Here is a 15,813-nt window from a genome sequence, read left to right as displayed (position 1 = left end):
CCCCCGGCGACTGCGCCTCCCCCGCAGGTGGCTGCCGCTCTCCCAATGTTTCTAGGCCTTTGCAGCTTGCTGCGCAATGAAGCTGGCAAGCCGCCGCATTTGTGCTAGCGGTTCCAGCCGTGACACCATTTCCCTGGCCAGATGCACTCATCATTGCGGGGTTGATCCTGCTCAACGGCGTATTCGCCATGTCCGAGCTTGCGATTGTCTCGGCCAAGCCAACGCGCTTGCGCGCCAAGCGCGACAAGGGCTCGGCCAGCGCGCGCGTGGCGCTGAGCCTTGCTGCCGATCCGGGCAAGTTCCTTTCGACCGTGCAGATCGGCATCACGCTGGTGGGCATCATCGCGGGCGCCTATTCGGGTGCGAGCCTTGGCGGCCCGGTGGGCGAGCGGCTGGAAGCGCTGGGCGTGCCCCCGGAATGGGCGGGCAATGCCGGTTTCGCGCTGGTGATCGCGCTCACGACCTATTTCAGCCTGGTGGTGGGAGAGCTGGTGCCCAAGCAGCTGGCGCTGCGCCACGCCGTGCCGATCGCGCTGGCGATGGCGCGCCCGATGGCATTCCTTGCGAGGGTCGCCGCGCCGCTGGTGTGGGTGCTCGACAGCTCCTCCGGCCTGCTGATCCGCCTGATGGGCGTGCGCCCCGGCGGGCATTCCTCGGTCACCGCCGAAGAGCTGCACATGATCTTCGCCGACGCCACCCGCTCGGGCGTGATCGAGGCCGAGCAGCACCAGATCCTGGCCGGCGTGGTGCGGCTGGCCGAGCGGCCGGTGCGCGAATTAATGACGCCGCGCCCCGAAGTCGACTGGATCGACGCCAATGCTGACGAAGCCGCGATCCGCCAGCGGATCGAGGACAGCCCGCATTCGCTGTTGCCAGTGGCGGACGGTTCGCCCGACACGATACTGGGCGTCGTCAGGGTGCGTGAAGTCCTCGCTACGCTGGTCGCGGGCAAGAAGGTCGATCTCAGGAAACTGATGCGCAAGGCCGAAGTCGTGCCCGACCAGCTTGACGCGATGGATGCGCTGCGAGTGCTGCAGCAGTCCGAAGTCGCGATGGCGATGGTGCATGACGAATACGGCCATCTCGACGGTATCGTCACTCCGGTCGATTTGCTGACTGCGATCGTCGGCGAATTCGTCAGCGACCAGGACCAGGGTGAAGGGCCGCTGGTGATCGAGCGCGAAGACGGCTCGCTGCTGGTTTCGGGTGCGCTTTCGGCCGATGTGCTGGCTGACCGGCTGGGGCTGGAATACGAAGACAGCCGCGAATTCGGCACTGCGGCGGGCTATGTCCTGTCAGTGCTCAAGCAGCTGCCCGACGAGGGCGACCATTTCCACGACCAGGGCTGGCGCTTCGAAGTGGTCGACATGGACGGGCGCCGCATCGATAAATTGTTGGTCAGCAGGGAAGAAGCCTAGTCGCGGCCGCAATAGCCGCCCGGCCTGCTAGGCCCAGGCCGGTTCAGCGCCAAAACTCGCGATAAATCAGGAAGGTATTACAGCTTGGGCGCTGGCGCCGTCGCCTTCGGGCGCGGCCACGATGTCGCGGGTCACGCTGCCCTTGGCGACCGTGTTGGTGTCCGGATCGCCCACTGATGAGCGGATACCCGGAGCTGCCGTGCCGGCGCGGTCGATCGCGCTGGTTTCAACCGGGCTGCGCGGCGAGGGGCCGCCGAACAATGCGTCGAGCGCCTGGCCCGCAGCCGAACCTTCGGACGGGCGCGGCGCGCCCGGCGCGGGCGGAACGAGGTTGAAATCGGGCGGCACCACCAGCGGCGCCTGCCGCTGAACGGCGAACTCGTCGGGCCGCTCGCGGTTGAAAATGCCGCTGCCGCCGCATCCGGCCAGCATCGCGCTGGTGGCAATCAGGAGGATCGGGGTCTTCAGGCTGGGCATTACATTACTCTCCATGGGCCGCGTCGCGGCCGCTCAACTCGTCGGCGCGTCCTTTTCGCCGACGAAAAAGGAACGGGCAAGGATAATCACGACGCCGATGGTGATAGCGGCATCTGCGACATTGAAAATCAGGAAGGGGCGGAAATCCCCGATATGGAAATCGGCATAGTCGATGACATAGCCAAGCTGGCTGCGGTCGACGATATTGCCGAGCGCGCCGCCAAGGATGAGGCCGAGCCCCACGATATCGCCAAGCAGCTTCTCGCGCATTATCCACACCGCCACCACCAGCGCGATCAGCGCGGTGATGCCCACCAGGATCCAGCGCATTTCGGCGCTGGTCGCTTCGAACAGGCCGAGCGATACGCCGCGATTCTCGGTGTAGCGCAGGTCGAAGAAGGGCAGCAGGTCGATCACATAGCGCTGGCGCAATTGCAGCGGCTCGATCACCAGCCACTTCACGAACTGGTCGCTGGCGAAGATCAGCGCGGCAATGCCGAGGCCGATCAGCCGGTTGCGCGTGAAGAGGTCACTCACCGACCACCTCCTCGCACCTGCCACATAGCGTGCCGTCTTCCGAAACTTCGGGCAGCAAGCGCCAGCAACGGCCGCATTTGTGGTCAGATGATTTGGTAATCATAGGTTCGCTCACGCTCTTGTCGAACGTGACTGTCCCCGTGATGAACAGCTCAGAAAGGAACTCCGAATCCCGATAATCGCCAAGGATTGCATCGAGGTCAGGCAAGGTAACATTCGCTTCTAGGCTCGAGCGGATCACCTTGTCGCGTCGCAGAGGCTCAATGGCCTCATTCACGCTTTCCCGAAGTTCTCTCAAGCCTTTCCACTTAAGAACGAAATCCGTGTCATGTTTGACTGACGGAACCTCGGGCCATTCGTTGAGATGGACGCTGCCGCCATCGGGGTAGCGCGAACCCCACACTTCTTCCGCCGTATAGACCAGCACCGGCGCGGCATAGCGCACCAGCGCATGGAACAATGTGTCGAGCACGCTGCGATAGGCGCGGCGCTTCGGGTCGTCCGCCGCGTCGCAATAGAGGCTGTCCTTGCGGATATCGAAGAAGAACGCCGACAGATCTTCGTTGCAGAAGTCGATCAGCGCCCGCGTGTAGGTGTTGTAATCGTAATCCTTCACCGCCTGCCGCAGCTTCGTGTCGAGCTCGCCCAGCAGCGCGAGAACATAGCGCTCCAGCTCGGGCATTTCGCCCGGCGCCAGCCGTTCGCTTTCGTCGAATCCGTCGAGCGCGCCGAGCAAATAGCGGAAGGTGTTGCGCAGCTTGCGATACTGGTCGGCCACGCCCTTGAGGATCTCGTCGCCGATGCGGTGATCCTCGGTGAAATCGACCGAAAGCGCCCACAGCCGGATGATGTCCGCGCCATAGGTTTCCATCACCTTCAGCGGGTCGATCGTGTTGCCGAGGCTCTTCGACATCTTCTTGCCCTTGGCATCCATGGTGAAGCCGTGGGTCAGGATCTGGTCGTAAGGAGCGCGGCCGCGCGTGGCGCAGCTTTGCAGCAGGCTCGACTGGAACCAGCCGCGATGCTGGTCGCTGCCTTCGAGGTAAAGGTCGGCGGGCCAGCGCAGGTCCGGCCAGCGCCCGCTTTCGAGCACGAAGGCATGGGTGCAGCCCGAATCGAACCACACGTCGAGGATGTCGAACACCATCTCGTAATCGTCGGGGTTGTGATCGGGGCCGAGGAATTCGGCCTTGCGCGATTCCTCCCATGCGTCGACGCCCTGCTCGCGGATCGCGGCGACGATGCGGGCATTGACCGCAGTGTCCTGCAAATACGAACCGTCAGGGCGCACGAACAGGGTGATCGGCACGCCCCAGGCGCGCTGGCGGCTGAGCACCCAGTCGGGCCGCCCTTCGACCATGCTGCCGATGCGGTTGCGGCCCTTTTCGGGCACGAAGCGCGTGTCGGCGATCGCCTGCAGCGCGAGTTCGCGCAGGGACGGCGATCCGGCGGCCGCCTCGTCGTCGATCGTGACATCGCCGCCTTCGTTTTCCCAGCGCTGCTCGGCCTTGGTGAGCGCGGGCAAATGCGCCAGCGGGCGGTCCATCGGCACGAACCATTGCGGCGTGCAGCGGAAGATCACCTTGGCTTTCGAACGCCAGCTGTGCGGGTAGCTGTGCTGGTAGTCGGCGCTGGCAGCGAGCAGCGCGCCGGCCTCGCGCAAATCCGAACAGATCGGGCCGTCAGGCGCGTTGAAATTGGGGTTGATCACGCTGCGGCGGCGCTCGTCGTTTCCGCCTAGCCACAGCCAGTCGTCGCGATAGAGCCCGGCATCGTCGACCGCGAATTGCGGTTCCAGGCCATGCGCCTTGCACAGCTCGAAATCGTCTTCGCCATGGTCGGGCGCCATGTGGACCAGCCCGGTGCCGCTGTCGGTGGTGACGAAATCGCCCGCCAGGAACGGGCGCGGCGTCGCGTAGAACCCGCCGAGATGGTGCATCGGATGGCTGGCGACAGTGCCGGCGAGATCGGAGCCTTTGATGTTGTTGGCTGGCATTTGTTCAATGCCGGCGTTCTCGTCGGGATGGCGGTAGCCGAGGCCAGTCCGCTTGAGGAATTCATCGATCAGGTCAAGAGCGACGAGATATCGGTTCCCGTCGCTAGCCTTGATGTGCTGATAGTAAACCTCCGGCCCATAGGCGATCGCCTGGTTGACCGGGATCGTCCACGGGGTCGTGGTCCAGATCACCGCATGCGCGCCGACCAGCTCCGGGATCGGGCTCTCGACAATCTCGAACGCCACGTCGATCTGGGTTGAGGTGATGTCCTCATATTCGACCTCGGCCTCGGCCAGCGCGGTCTTCTCGACCGGGCTCCACATCACCGGCTTGGCGCCGCGATAGAGATTGCCCGCATCGACGAACTTCATCAGCTCGGCAACGATGGTCGCTTCGGCCTGGAAATCCATGGTGAGATAGGGATTGTCCCAATCGCCCATGATGCCCAGCCGCTTCAGCTGTTCGCGCTGGGTATCGACCCAATGCTGCGCATAGGCGCGGCATTCGGCGCGGAATTCCTTCGCGGGAACCTCGTCCTTGTTCTTCTTCTGCTTGCGGTACTGCTCTTCGATCTTCCATTCGATCGGCAGGCCGTGGCAGTCCCACCCGGGCACATAGGGCGCATCCATGCCCAGCAGATTGTGCGTGCGGCACACCATGTCCTTCAGGATATGGTTGAGCGCATGGCCGATGTGCATGTCGCCATTGGCGTAGGGCGGGCCGTCATGCAGGATGAACTTCTCGCGCCCCGCGCGCGCTTCGCGCAAGCGGCGATAGAGGTCGATCTGCTGCCAGCGCGCCTGAATGCCCGGCTCCTTCTGCGGAAGGCCGGCTTTCATGGGGAAATCGGTCTTCGGCAGGAAGACCGTGTCTCTGTAGTCGCGCTGTTCAGTCATTATGCGCGGGCGCTTAGAAGCTTGCGCGCTTCCCCGCAATCCTTCTCCATCTGCGCGATCAGTCCATCGAGGCTGTCGAACTTCGCTTCGGGCCGCAGGAAGTGGTGGAAGGCGACTTCGATTTCCTGCCCGTAGAGGTCTCCGGAAAAATCGAAGAAATGCGGTTCGAGCAGTTCCTTGGGCGGTTCGAACTGCGGGCGGATGCCAATGCTGGCCGCGCCCTTCAGCACTTCGCCAGTGGCAAGGATGCGCCCGGTCACGGCATAGATGCCGTATTTGGGGCGCAGATATTTGTCGATCGCGAGGTTGGCGGTGGGATAGCCGATAGTGCGCCCGCGCTTGTCGCCATGTTCCACGATGCCGCGGATCGCGAAGGGGCGGGTCAGCAGCCGCGCGGCGGTTTCAGGGTCGCCGTCGCGCAAGGCGTCGCGGATGCGGCTGGAGGAAACGACCTCGCTGCGGTCCTCCACTGCTTCGACCACGCGGTTCTGAAGGCCGAGTGCGCCGCCCAGCTCGCGCAGCAGCGCGACATTGCCTTTCGCGCCCTTTCCGAAAGTGAAGTCGCCCCCGGTCACCACGCCATGCGCGCCGAAGCGCTTGACGAGGATTTCGGAGATGAAGTCTTCCGCGCTGGTGCCCGCCAGCTCGGCATCGAAATGGAACACCAGCATCGCGGTGGCCCCGGCGGCGAGGTAAAGCTCCTGCCGCTGCTCCAGCGTGGTGAGGCGGAAGGGCGGCACGTCGGGTCGGAAGAAGCGCACCGGATGCGGATCGAATGTGGCGATGATTGACGGGCGGCCTTCCTCATGCGCCCAGCGGATCGCCTCGCCCGCCACCGCCTGGTGGCCGCGGTGGAAACCGTCGAAATTGCCGAGCGCGATCACTGCGCCGTGCAGCGCCTCGGGCATCGGTTCGCGATGGTCGAGCCACCTCATTCGGCGGCCTCGGGTGCAGGCAGTTCGGCCAGCGGCACCAGGCCGGTACGCAGCAGCCGCAGCGCATTGCCGCCCATCGCCGCGCGGATTTCGGCTTCGCTGAAGCCCGCATCCATCAGCGCCTGCGTCACCTGCACCAGCTGCGAGGTGTCGAAGCGCACGGTGGTCGCGCCATCATAATCGCTGCCCAGCGCGAGATGTTCGATCCCCACCAGGTCGCGCACATGCTTCATTGCGGCGGCGATCGACGCGGGCGAAGTGTCGCACACCGCGCCGTCCCAATATCCGATCGCGATGAGCCCGCCAGTGGCGGCGACCCCGCGAATCTCGTCATCGGTAAGGTTGCGGTTGACCTTGCAGGTCGCCTGCACCCCGCCATGGCTCGAGACCACCGGGCGGCGCGCCATCACCAGCACATCGGCCACGCCCTTGCGCGAAAGGTGCGCGATATCGACGACGATGCCCTTGTCTTCCATCGCCTGCACGACTTGCCTCCCAAGCGGGGTGAGCCCGCCCTTGGCCTCGCCATGCATCGATCCGGCAAGCTGGTTGTCGAAGAAATGGGTGAGCGAGGCCATGCGCATGCCTGCGTCGTAAAGCCGGTCGAGATTGGCGATATCGCCTTCCAGATTATGCAGGCCCTCAGCGCTGAAAATCGCGCCGACAGGCTTCCCGCCAGTCGGCGTTGCCCAGGTAGCCTCGCCCATCGGCGTGCAGGTTTCGCATGCGATCGCTTCTTCCAGCTTCGCCAGGTCTGCAGAGTTGCGCACGAGCCACAAGGCATTCTGGCTTTTCGCAGCCGCCTTCTCCAGCCTCTTGGCATGCCATAGCGAGCGCTCGAGCAGCGAAGTCCATGTCTGGGTCGGCTGGAGCTGCGCGATCACCAGCTGGGTGATCCGGTCGGTATCGCCGCTGTTCGAATCGTAATTCTGCCCCTCGGGCGATTTGGTCACGCTCGAGAACACCTGCAGCGCGACATTGCCGTCTTCGAGCCGGGGCAGGTCCATATGGCCGCGGTCGGCGCGGTCGAGCAGGTCGCGCTTCCACAGCAGCGTGTCCGAATGCAAGTCGACGATCTGCAGCGTCTTGTGCAGCGCGCGCGCCTCTTCGCTCACTTCGGGCAGCGGCAATCCGTCGATCCGGTTGGTCTGCGCTTCGAAATAGCCGGGGGCGAAGGCGAAGAAGCCGACTGTGCCGAGCGCGAGGATGCCGAGCAGGCCGCCGGCGATCTTGCGGGTCTTGCTGGTCATTGCGCGCGCTCCAATGTGACGAAGGAAAATGCGGGCCTCTCGCCCTCTGCCGGGTGATCCTCGCGGAATAGCTCGTGCCACTCCCCGGCGGCAAGCGGCGGCATATGCGTGTCGCCCGCGTAATCGGCGTGGATTTCGGTCAGTTCGACACGATCGGCCAATGGCGAGAACAGCGCATAGATCTGCGCGCCGCCGATCACCGCCGCTTCGCATTCGCCCGCCATCTGCAATGCCTCGCCCACCGTCAGCGCGACTTCGGCGCCTTCGGCCTGCCAGCCCTCGTCGCGCGTCAGCACGATGTGCCTGCGACCGGGCAGCGGCGCGGGGAAGCTCTCGAAGGTCTTGCGGCCCATGATCATGGGCTTGTTCATGGTCAGTGCCTTGAAGCGCCTGAGATCGGCGGGCAGGTGCCACGGCAGCATGCCTTCGATGCCGATCGTGCCGTTGGCGGCGCGCGCGTAGATGAGGAACAGGCCACGGTGGGTTCGGGCGTTGCCCATCGTCATCCCCTGGCGGGGCCGACCCGCGTTACATGCCCCATCTTGCGGCCTTCGCGCGCTTCCTTCTTGCCGTAAAGATGCAGGTGCGCTTCGCCGTCTTCGGCGAGGATCTCGTAAGCGGTGAGCGCGTCGAGCCCCACGATATTGCGCAATTCGATCGTTTCGAAACGGGTTGCGGTCGATCCGAGCGGCAGGCCGCAGATCGCGCGAATGTGGTTCTCGAACTGGCTGGTGGCTGCGCCTTCGATCGTCCAGTGGCCCGAATTGTGCACGCGCGGCGCCATCTCGTTGAACACCGGGCCATTGGCGGTGGCGAAGAATTCGAGCGTCAATACGCCGACATAGCCCAGCGCTTCTGCGGTCTGGCGGGCGATCTCGCGCGCCTTGCCAACCTGCTCCGTAACCACATCGGGCGCGGGCAGGGTCGAGGTCGCCAGCATGCCGCCCTCATGCACATTCGCGGTTGAATCCCAGAAGCGCACTTCGCCATCGTGGCTGCGCACCATGATCACCGAGAATTCCGCGAGGAAATCGACCATTCCTTCGTAAACGCAGGGGCGCCCGGGGAACCGCACGCTGTCGGTCTCGCGCACCGAGGCGACGCGCCATTGGCCCTTGCCGTCATAGCCTTCGCGCGCGGTCTTGAGGATGCCCGGCGCGCCGATCCGCTCGACCGCGCCGGCGAAGTCGCGATCCGAATCGACCGGGGCATAGGGTGCGGGCGTGCCGCCCAGCGCTTCGACGAAGCGCTTTTCCTTGATCCGGTCTTGCGCGGTTTCGAGGGCGCGCGGGTGCGGGCACAGGAGGTTTTCCGGAATTGCCGCCACCGCCGAAAGCGGGACGTTCTCGAATTCCCATGTCACCACGTCGCATTTGGAAGCGAAGGCCGCCAGCGCAGCCTTGTCGCCCCAGCCCTTGGTGAAGAAATCGACGCAGACATCCGATGCGACGTTGTCGCCTTCGGGCGCATAGCCGATGCAGCGATAGCCCAGCTGCGCTGCAGCCATGGCCATCATGCGACCCAGCTGGCCGCCGCCCAATATCCCGATTGTGCCGCCCGGTTTGATCATCAGTCTTGCGGATGCTCCGCCACGGCCGCGCTGCGTGCCGCGCGCCAATCCTGCAGCCGGTCGGACAATTCCTCATCCTTGAGCGCGAGGATCGCCGCCGCCATCAGCCCGGCATTGCTTGCACCCGCTTCGCCGATGGCCAGCGTGCCGACGGGTATCCCCGCGGGCATCTGGACGATCGAAAGCAGGCTATCCATGCCTGAAAGCGCTTTCGACTGCACCGGCACGCCCAGCACCGGCAAATGCGTCATCGCCGCGATCATGCCCGGCAGATGCGCAGCGCCGCCTGCGCCCGCGATGATCACGTCGAAGCCTTCGCCTTCGGCACCCTTGGCAAAGGCGCTCATGCGGTCGGGAGTGCGGTGGGCGGAGACGATCCGCGCTTCATATTCCACTTCGAGCTCGTCGAGCACTTCGGCGGCGCGCTGCATGGTCGGCCAGTCCGACTGGCTTCCCATCACGATTGCGACCTTACCCCCCATCTCTCGTCCCTCTCAGTCCCGCTCAGGCGTCTTTCAGGTAGTAGCGTGCACTCGGCTGCATTGCGTCATCGAAGTCATAGATGATCGGCTGGCCGGTGGGAATCTCGAGCTCGGTGATGTCCTCATCCGAAATGTTTGAGAGGTGCTTCACCAGTGCGCGCAAGGAATTGCCGTGGGCCGAGATGATCACCGTCTCGCCCGCCGAAAGCGCGGGGTGGATATCGCTCAGCCAGTAAGGCAGCACGCGCTCGATGGTCAGCTTGAGGCTTTCGGTGCGCGGCACTTCGATCCCGAAATAGCGCGGATCGTTCGACAGGTCGTAAGTGCTGCCCGGCTCAAGCTCGGGCGGCGGCACGTCGAAGCTGCGGCGCCAGATGTGGACCTGCTCGTCGCCATGCTTCTCGCGCGTTTCCTGCTTGTCGAGCCCGGTCAACCCGCCATAGTGCCGCTCGTTGAGGCGCCAGTCCTTGGTTTCGGGGATCCACAGCCGGTCGCATTCGCCCAGCGCGAGGTGAAGCGTGCGGATCGCGCGGGTCTGGACCGAAGTGAAGGCGCGGGTGGGCAGCACGCCCTTGTCCTTCATCAGCACGCCAGCGGCCTTGGCTTCCTCGATGCCCTTTTCGGTCAAATTGACATCCCACCAGCCGGTGAAGCGGTTTTCGAGGTTCCACTGGCTCTGGCCGTGGCGGACGAGGATGAGCTTGGGCATTTCAACTCCGTTAAGCGGCTCCGGCCCTCTCCCCCTCCCAGCCACCCGATAGCATGACCGGGATCATATCGGGTGGCTGGGAGGGGGAGAGGGCTGGCACCGTCCCCGCATCAGCGGGCAAACAAACGAGCGACACGCGTTAGCTTTCGCTGCGCGGCTTGGGAAGGCTTTCAGACGCCGATTCGGTCATTTCGCGCGCTTGCGCCTTCCGCCGGCGCAGGTTTTCTCGCAGTTTGGCCGCCAGCCGGTCTTCCCGCGACATATTCTTGTGCGTCTCTTCACTCATGCGAAACGCCTTGCCGATAAAGGCTGCTGTGCTCAAGTAGCGAAGCGATAGCACAGCAAGAATGCTTCAAGCTTGGCTTGACATTGCGCCCGCGCGCGACAATAGGCGCGCCACTCTTTCCGGCGCTGCTGTAGCTCAGTGGTAGAGCGCACCCTTGGTAAGGGTGAGGTCGGGAGTTCAATCCTCCCCAGCAGCACCATCTTTTCAATAAGTTAGAAGAGATGGCTTCCGCGCTCATGAAAAAAACATGAAAAAGAGCGTGTGAGAAAGCCGCGGTCAGCCGGCATCTAGTCCCACCGGCTCCATAAGACCGCATAGCCATGCAGGTTGCTGACGTCATTGCGAAAAAAGGATCGGATTGGCGCCATTCGTGCGACCTAACGTTGAGGATGGTGGTTCCACCTAAGGGCACCAGTAAGACCCTTATGTTACTGTGTAACATGCGTAAACCCTAGCCTCGCATAAGAATGCAGAGCGGCAGGGCTAGGGCTTTCTTACCCTACACGATACGCGGGCCTCTCCTGCTTTATTTTGCCGCCACATCCCTGCATCGGGCTTTGTCTCGCCATTAGAACTGATGCATTGCGCATCATGCGCGGGCGATCGGTATCGTGAGCCTCCATCAAGTTTGACATAGGTCAAAGACAGACAGGGGAGCGTTGGTCACTCGGCCTTGCGACCCGAAGGAAACCGCATTGTCGGTTCCTCTACTGACCCCGAGTAGACTCTCCCCAATTGCCTACTCGGGGCCTTTCTTCATTTAGAGCTGCCAGCGCTGCGTCGACATCGGCTGCAGCCTCCAGTCTGCTGAAAATCGGCGATCCATGCGAAATATGGACAATATCCGCTCGTGCGGGAGATGACAGCAATAAAATTGCACGCTATCTAAGGGCTTAAAAGGCTGGAATAGAAGGGGAAAATCCATGGACACCGGTGCTGCCATCTTTCTCACAATACTCTTGGCGCTTGTTATCGCCGGTCCAGCATTTGGCGTTCTTTGGTGGCTGACGAGAAATTCGCTCAAGAAGCACAAAGCTGAAGTGGCAGAATACGAGGCAGCCATTGTTCAGTTGAACGAGCAGCGCGAAGCTGAGATTTCGGAGCATAAGGTAGCCATAATACAGTTGAATGAACGGCTAGCTCCGATCACGTCGATCGAAGCAGAAATTGAAAAAATGCAAGCTGAACATGACGCAATCACACTAAAGATGGAGGAGGCCCGCACAGAATATCGTGAAAAGCGAGGGACGCTTGATCGGCTCTTAAACGAAATTGCAATCTACGACGAGCGCCTCTCTTTCGCTGAGCACGGTTTATATGAACCGCACTTCGATTTTGGCGATAGCGAGGGCTACAAGCAAGCTATCAAGGAGGTGCGGGAACGCCAGCGCAAGATGGTTTCATACAAGACTGCCACAATCTGCCCTGAAGTTTGGACCTTGAACGGCAGCTCCGCCAAGGGCAGCGCGATGGTCAATCGGCAGTCGCGGTTGACTCTGCGCGCCTTCAATAACGAATGCGAAGCGGCAATCTCCAATACGCGCTGGAATAATGTCAACGCCATGGAGAAGCGCATCGTAAAGGCCGCGGAGGCCATAGACCAAGCTAATGCCTCCATGAAACTGACGATACATCCCGACTATTTGCGGCTCAAACTTGAAGAGCTTTTTTTGACCCATGAATATCGTGAAAAGCAAAAGGAAGAGCGAGAAGAGCGAGCGGAATTGGCACGTGCCGAGCGCGAGGAAAAGCACCTGCTTGAAGAAGCCAGAAAGGCAGAGCTAGAGGAACAGAAGTATCAAGAGATGCTCGAAAGAGCGCGAAAAGCAGCGGGTGAAAGGCCCAGCGATGCAACCCTTCTGGCAAAGATCGAGCAGCTTGAATCCGCCCTAGCCGAAGCCCACGAGAAGGCTGAGCGTGCCAAGGCGTTGGCGGAGATGACGAAGACTGGATACGTTTACATCATCTCGAACATCGGTTCTTTCGGCGAAGGCGTCGTGAAGATCGGGCTAACACGGCGGCTCAATCCAGACGATCGGGTTAAGGAGCTCGGTGATGCTAGCGTGCCATTTGGGTTCGACACCCACGCTATGATCTATTCCGAGGAGGCTCCTGCGCTTGAAGCGGCGCTACACGCTGAATTTGCCGAACGCAGGATCAATATGGCCAACATGCGGAAGGAGTTCTTTCGGGTCGCTCTCGATGAAATAGAGGCTGCCGTCTCGCGGCTTGCGCCTGATGCGAGCTTCTTCAAGGATCGCGAAGCGCAGGACTGGCACGAGACGTTGGCGCGCAGAAACGCAGTCATGGCGAAACAGCAAACGATGGGCGCGCTCGATTTCCCTGCGGAGATATAATTGCAACCATCTTCTCAAGAAAGAGCTTGCGCCTACTAGTCAGCCAATCGCACCGATCCATGCCAAGATACACCGCTCGCGCGCAGGGCTGCGTCGAGTTCCGCCTCGGTTCTATCAGTCTGCACACGAAAGACTCGATCGGGCGCAAACTGGACCAGCTCTGCATTGCCTTCGTCCACCCGAAGCGCTTTCATCAGCGCGCTGCCAAACTTCATGGCCATTGTACCGGATGGCCATTGCGGGACCACGACAAACACTGCTCTTTTGCCACTATGAGCGCTGTCAGTGGTCATTGTCATTGCCCGCTGCAGCGATGCGTTGGGCGGCAACTTCTGGCCAAACCAGCAACGCAATGGTGCGCCATTCGCTTGAGCCGAGGTCTCCTTGCTCATTGATCCAATGGTAGTGGTCGAGCTCGGTTTTATCTCTCTCCATCCGCCAAAAATCGGCAATGAGATGAATTGCGGCCTGCATACGTGATGCTTGTCTGCGCGGTACGTGGCCAACGGCCAGCCATGTCCACCCATCATCATCGCCATAGCTGTAAATCCACAGCATCCAGTGGGATCTGCCGCGGCTGATGTAGTAGGCATCAATGCGGTTATGCATGGGCGACCATGTCCACTCAACCTGACCTAGATAGTCTGCATTGCGCGGCCCATTTGGCAGTTCTACGCCATCAGGCTTCTCGTCCCAACCGACGACAGCATCAAAAGGAACGGGGCGATCAACGAGGTCTGCCAGCGGTACGATGCGCTGCTGCGGCAGCTGTTCCGCCGACATCGGAATGGTGGGCCTTTTCATCGTCATTTCCCTCCGTCTGACCTGTTTTTCGGGGTATGGCTTTCGAAGGCGGGATGCCAGAGGTGCTCGAACGCCAGTTCACGAAGGCCTTCAAGCTCGTCATCCGTTGGAGGCGGTCCAGCTTTGGCGAGGCGGCGCGCGACCATTGCGACAAAACTGCGGAAGGGTATAGGGGACAAGTCACGGATCTGGTCTCGGGTGAAGATCCGTAGAACCGCAGCGACAACCTCTTCGGTCGAAGGCTCTCGGATTTCGGCATTAACAGACATAGCTTTCTCCTTGCGTCATGCATCGCAAGAAGAACCGATGTTGCGGAGATCACGCCCGTTTCATTGCGTCTACCGCCACATCTCGCCGAAGCGACACCACCTTACCCGAGCGGGGCAGGTTGGTGAGGGAATACCCTCTCTTGATGCGCATTAAGCGTTACGAGAAATCATGCTTTTCTTCAACCCAAAATAAATGGGCTACCACCGGAATTTAGAGCAGCTCCGTGCTCCTCAATACCCTAAAAACGGTCATCCGCTGCTGCTGCCTCTTCTGCAGCTGCCGGGATCTCGGCCACCCCACCTCCGATCGCCTCCGCCTCTACCGCCTCCGCCTCCTCTTCAGTTGCTGCCGCTGCTCCCTCTACCTCCAGAGGGCGCCCATACAAGAAAATATCCAAGTCTCTACCTATATTTCTCTTCACATCCACTACATAACTATTGAATTCATCAATAGAGCAAGCTTTATTATTTTTCTCCTGTCTGTTCCGAAATCCATCAACAATTAAGTTGAAACGGTCTATAGAGTCCTGTCGGAATCCACCATTCCAATCGACGCGTGAGGTATATAGCCCCCCCCCGAATTCTTCGGGATATCGCGTGTATGCCAATGAAGCGTAATCGTTACGTATTTTTTCATAGCAGGGCTCGCTGCTTTTCGAGAGTTTTATAGCTTCCTGTTCAGACTTTTTGCGGTCGCAGACCTCGACCATTAACTCTGTCGCATATTGAGATTTTCCACTTTGTGCGGCATCGAGTATGCATTGGTCATAGTCGATTTCAGACGAGCATCCGGCAACTGCGGAGAAGGCAAAAATGATGCTCGCTGCACGGATTGCCTTGAAAGATGGCAATGCAGAGATGACTTTAATCGCTTCGATGCTAATCATCGCTGTCAATCACCCTGAAAGATGTTTGCCCTATGGAATGCTAGAAATACCTTCTGGCCATGATTGAAGTTGCCTATCACGGTTTCTCGAACAAGCCCCCAACCTTGCCACACCATATCAGGAAGTTTCGCAGACTTGAGGATGGCGCCATCATCATCAAAGCTAATGTAGCCTTTGTCGAAAAGGCGATCGATGTGCGGTGAAAGTAGCAAGCCGTTGCAGCCATCAAGCTTTTCATGATCGTTGCAAAGCCTCCATGGCTTTATGTGACTGGCGATCAGAAAGCGGGGATCTGTGACCCCTGTAATGCGGCACCCCCTCTCGTTCAGCCGCACGTTTGCTTTGAAGATGCCTTGCCCGCGTCTGGCAAGAACGAGTTGCTCTTTCTGTGTCGGCCCGATGTCTACGCGTCCCTGAAGCGCAGACTGTGCCTCGTCATCGGCCGCGTTTTCTACCGTTGTGTCATCAAGGCTCAAAACTTGGCTGAAGCCTGCCCCCAGCTTCCGCAGGATCGTCTCGGCGAAGTCTTGCGAGACTTCAGCTAGATATACTGCCTGCTTGCCGTTGCCATCTGCTTGAAGCGGGCCGTATTTGTCGGCGAGGTGGGGCCTGAGCTCGTCAATGAAATCTTTTGGTCGAACGGGAACTGCAACCTCGTCGAACTCGACGGGTACATACCAGCCGTCATCATCCCACTGATTACCAATGTTGCCGAATTCAGGTTTGCCGGCTGACTGGGCGCTCCCTTGTGCAATGCCGAGAGCTTTAATCCGCGTGTCGCAGAAAGACAGAACAAGGTCTCCCGCTCGAACCTCCATCATGTTGTCGTAAAACTGGTTGCGGCGCCCATCGCGGTTGCGCTTGGGAGACCAGAGGAAGCCACCCTGAACCTCGTGCTTGTAAGTCTGGTTCTGGTTGACCCACCAATACCGCATCGGT

17 protein-coding genes, 1 tRNA gene and 1 riboswitch are annotated in these 15,813 nt (G+C 60.9%); of the genes, 3 read left to right on the top strand and 15 right to left on the bottom strand.

Annotated features, from left to right (window positions below; genetic code table 11):
- Positions 1-119: 119 nt before the first annotated feature.
- Positions 120-1,418, top strand: coding sequence for a hemolysin family protein (locus VRS74_RS10680; RefSeq protein ID WP_354145247.1), 1,299 nt, complete (start codon positions 120-122; stop codon positions 1,416-1,418).
- A gap of 66 nt (positions 1,419-1,484) precedes the next feature.
- Here VRS74_RS10680 and VRS74_RS10675 read toward each other — a convergent pair whose 3' ends face one another.
- From VRS74_RS10675 to VRS74_RS10630, 10 genes are all read right to left on the bottom strand, one after another.
- On the bottom strand, positions 1,485-1,895 hold the full coding sequence (locus tag VRS74_RS10675; RefSeq protein ID WP_354145246.1) for a DUF3035 domain-containing protein: 411 nt from the start codon (positions 1,893-1,895) through the stop codon (positions 1,485-1,487).
- Between the two features lie 33 nt (positions 1,896-1,928).
- Positions 1,929-2,432 carry a signal peptidase II gene (lspA, locus tag VRS74_RS10670; RefSeq protein WP_354145245.1) on the bottom strand — a complete coding sequence of 168 codons (504 nt, stop codon included), beginning with the start codon at positions 2,430-2,432 and terminating at the stop codon, positions 1,929-1,931.
- Entirely contained in the window at positions 2,425-5,325 is a 2,901-nt protein-coding gene (gene ileS / locus VRS74_RS10665) for an isoleucine--tRNA ligase (protein ID WP_354145244.1), read from the bottom strand. Before ileS ends, lspA begins: the two co-directional genes overlap by 8 nt.
- Positions 5,325-6,260: a bifunctional riboflavin kinase/FAD synthetase gene (locus VRS74_RS10660; protein WP_354145243.1), complete on the bottom strand. Its 936-nt coding sequence runs from the start codon at positions 6,258-6,260 to the stop codon at positions 5,325-5,327. The genes ileS and VRS74_RS10660 overlap by 1 nt, the downstream gene beginning before the upstream one ends.
- Positions 6,257-7,510 (bottom strand): dipeptidase, encoded by a 1,254-nt coding sequence (locus VRS74_RS10655; RefSeq protein ID WP_354145242.1) that lies wholly within the window; start codon positions 7,508-7,510, stop codon positions 6,257-6,259. Before VRS74_RS10655 ends, VRS74_RS10660 begins: the two co-directional genes overlap by 4 nt.
- Positions 7,507-8,016 carry a dihydrofolate reductase gene (locus VRS74_RS10650; protein ID WP_435521397.1) on the bottom strand — a complete coding sequence of 170 codons (510 nt, stop codon included), beginning with the start codon at positions 8,014-8,016 and terminating at the stop codon, positions 7,507-7,509. The genes VRS74_RS10655 and VRS74_RS10650 overlap by 4 nt, the downstream gene beginning before the upstream one ends.
- Positions 8,013-9,080, bottom strand: coding sequence for a 5-(carboxyamino)imidazole ribonucleotide synthase (locus VRS74_RS10645; protein WP_354145240.1), 1,068 nt, complete (start codon positions 9,078-9,080; stop codon positions 8,013-8,015). Before VRS74_RS10645 ends, VRS74_RS10650 begins: the two co-directional genes overlap by 4 nt.
- Positions 9,080-9,562, bottom strand: a complete 483-nt coding sequence (gene purE, locus VRS74_RS10640) for a 5-(carboxyamino)imidazole ribonucleotide mutase (RefSeq protein ID WP_354145239.1) — start codon at positions 9,560-9,562, stop codon at positions 9,080-9,082. The genes VRS74_RS10645 and purE overlap by 1 nt, the downstream gene beginning before the upstream one ends.
- Before the next feature lie 22 nt (positions 9,563-9,584).
- The gene (gene gpmA, locus VRS74_RS10635; protein WP_354145238.1) at positions 9,585-10,271 is read right to left on the bottom strand and encodes a 2,3-diphosphoglycerate-dependent phosphoglycerate mutase; all 687 of its coding nucleotides are present in this window, start codon (positions 10,269-10,271) and stop codon (positions 9,585-9,587) included.
- 139 nt (positions 10,272-10,410) lie between these two features.
- Positions 10,411-10,557 carry a hypothetical protein gene (locus tag VRS74_RS10630; RefSeq protein WP_354145237.1) on the bottom strand — a complete coding sequence of 49 codons (147 nt, stop codon included), beginning with the start codon at positions 10,555-10,557 and terminating at the stop codon, positions 10,411-10,413.
- 124 nt (positions 10,558-10,681) lie between these two features.
- Here VRS74_RS10630 and VRS74_RS10625 point away from each other — a divergent pair.
- Positions 10,682-10,756: transfer RNA gene (locus VRS74_RS10625), tRNA-Thr, on the top strand.
- Between the two features lie 724 nt (positions 10,757-11,480).
- Positions 11,481-12,914 (top strand): SNIPE associated domain-containing protein, encoded by a 1,434-nt coding sequence (locus VRS74_RS10620; protein ID WP_354145236.1) that lies wholly within the window; start codon positions 11,481-11,483, stop codon positions 12,912-12,914.
- A 35-nt stretch (positions 12,915-12,949) separates the two neighbouring features.
- Here the strand turns inward: VRS74_RS10620 and VRS74_RS10615 are convergent, their stop codons facing one another.
- The 5 genes from VRS74_RS10615 to VRS74_RS10595 all read right to left on the bottom strand — a co-directional run bounded on the left by VRS74_RS10615 (position 12,950) and on the right by VRS74_RS10595 (position 15,809).
- Positions 12,950-13,207: a hypothetical protein gene (locus tag VRS74_RS10615; protein WP_354145235.1), complete on the bottom strand. Its 258-nt coding sequence runs from the start codon at positions 13,205-13,207 to the stop codon at positions 12,950-12,952.
- Positions 13,197-13,718, bottom strand: coding sequence for a hypothetical protein (locus VRS74_RS10610; RefSeq protein ID WP_354145234.1), 522 nt, complete (start codon positions 13,716-13,718; stop codon positions 13,197-13,199). The genes VRS74_RS10615 and VRS74_RS10610 overlap by 11 nt, the downstream gene beginning before the upstream one ends.
- 2 nt (positions 13,719-13,720) lie before the next feature.
- The gene (locus VRS74_RS10605; protein WP_354145233.1) at positions 13,721-13,987 is read right to left on the bottom strand and encodes a hypothetical protein; all 267 of its coding nucleotides are present in this window, start codon (positions 13,985-13,987) and stop codon (positions 13,721-13,723) included.
- A 49-nt stretch (positions 13,988-14,036) separates the two neighbouring features.
- A riboswitch (SAM-I-IV-variant riboswitch) is annotated at positions 14,037-14,139 on the bottom strand.
- Between the two features lie 87 nt (positions 14,140-14,226).
- Positions 14,227-14,874: a hypothetical protein gene (locus VRS74_RS10600; protein WP_354145232.1), complete on the bottom strand. Its 648-nt coding sequence runs from the start codon at positions 14,872-14,874 to the stop codon at positions 14,227-14,229.
- 5 nt (positions 14,875-14,879) lie between these two features.
- Positions 14,880-15,809 (bottom strand): HNH endonuclease, encoded by a 930-nt coding sequence (locus VRS74_RS10595; protein ID WP_354145231.1) that lies wholly within the window; start codon positions 15,807-15,809, stop codon positions 14,880-14,882.
- Positions 15,810-15,813 lie beyond the last annotated feature (4 nt).

Origin of the sequence: Altererythrobacter litoralis, from assembly GCF_036324225.1 — a bacterium.
Taxonomy (GTDB): domain Bacteria; phylum Pseudomonadota; class Alphaproteobacteria; order Sphingomonadales; family Sphingomonadaceae; genus Erythrobacter; species Erythrobacter litoralis_A.
The sequence above is the reverse complement of the archived record's forward strand: the minus strand, read 5'-3'. Positions and strand labels throughout refer to the sequence as shown.

Coding starts and splice junctions, on each gene's coding strand:
- VRS74_RS10675 (WP_354145246.1), bottom strand. CDS start 1,895: ATGCCCAGCCTGAAGACCCCGATCCTCCTGATTGCCACCAGCGCGATG.
- ileS (WP_354145244.1), bottom strand. CDS start 5,325: ATGACTGAACAGCGCGACTACAGAGACACGGTCTTCCTGCCGAAGACC.
- VRS74_RS10660 (WP_354145243.1), bottom strand. CDS start 6,260: ATGAGGTGGCTCGACCATCGCGAACCGATGCCCGAGGCGCTGCACGGC.
- VRS74_RS10655 (WP_354145242.1), bottom strand. CDS start 7,510: ATGACCAGCAAGACCCGCAAGATCGCCGGCGGCCTGCTCGGCATCCTC.
- VRS74_RS10650 (WP_435521397.1), bottom strand. CDS start 8,016: ATGACGATGGGCAACGCCCGAACCCACCGTGGCCTGTTCCTCATCTAC.
- VRS74_RS10645 (WP_354145240.1), bottom strand. CDS start 9,080: ATGATCAAACCGGGCGGCACAATCGGGATATTGGGCGGCGGCCAGCTG.
- purE (WP_354145239.1), bottom strand. CDS start 9,562: ATGGGGGGTAAGGTCGCAATCGTGATGGGAAGCCAGTCGGACTGGCCG.
- gpmA (WP_354145238.1), bottom strand. CDS start 10,271: ATGCCCAAGCTCATCCTCGTCCGCCACGGCCAGAGCCAGTGGAACCTC.
- VRS74_RS10630 (WP_354145237.1), bottom strand. CDS start 10,557: ATGAGTGAAGAGACGCACAAGAATATGTCGCGGGAAGACCGGCTGGCG.
- VRS74_RS10620 (WP_354145236.1), top strand. CDS start 11,481: ATGGACACCGGTGCTGCCATCTTTCTCACAATACTCTTGGCGCTTGTT.
- VRS74_RS10615 (WP_354145235.1), bottom strand. CDS start 13,207: ATGACCACTGACAGCGCTCATAGTGGCAAAAGAGCAGTGTTTGTCGTG.
- VRS74_RS10610 (WP_354145234.1), bottom strand. CDS start 13,718: ATGAAAAGGCCCACCATTCCGATGTCGGCGGAACAGCTGCCGCAGCAG.
- VRS74_RS10605 (WP_354145233.1), bottom strand. CDS start 13,987: ATGTCTGTTAATGCCGAAATCCGAGAGCCTTCGACCGAAGAGGTTGTC.
- VRS74_RS10600 (WP_354145232.1), bottom strand. CDS start 14,874: ATGATTAGCATCGAAGCGATTAAAGTCATCTCTGCATTGCCATCTTTC.
- VRS74_RS10595 (WP_354145231.1), bottom strand. CDS start 15,809: ATGCGGTATTGGTGGGTCAACCAGAACCAGACTTACAAGCACGAGGTT.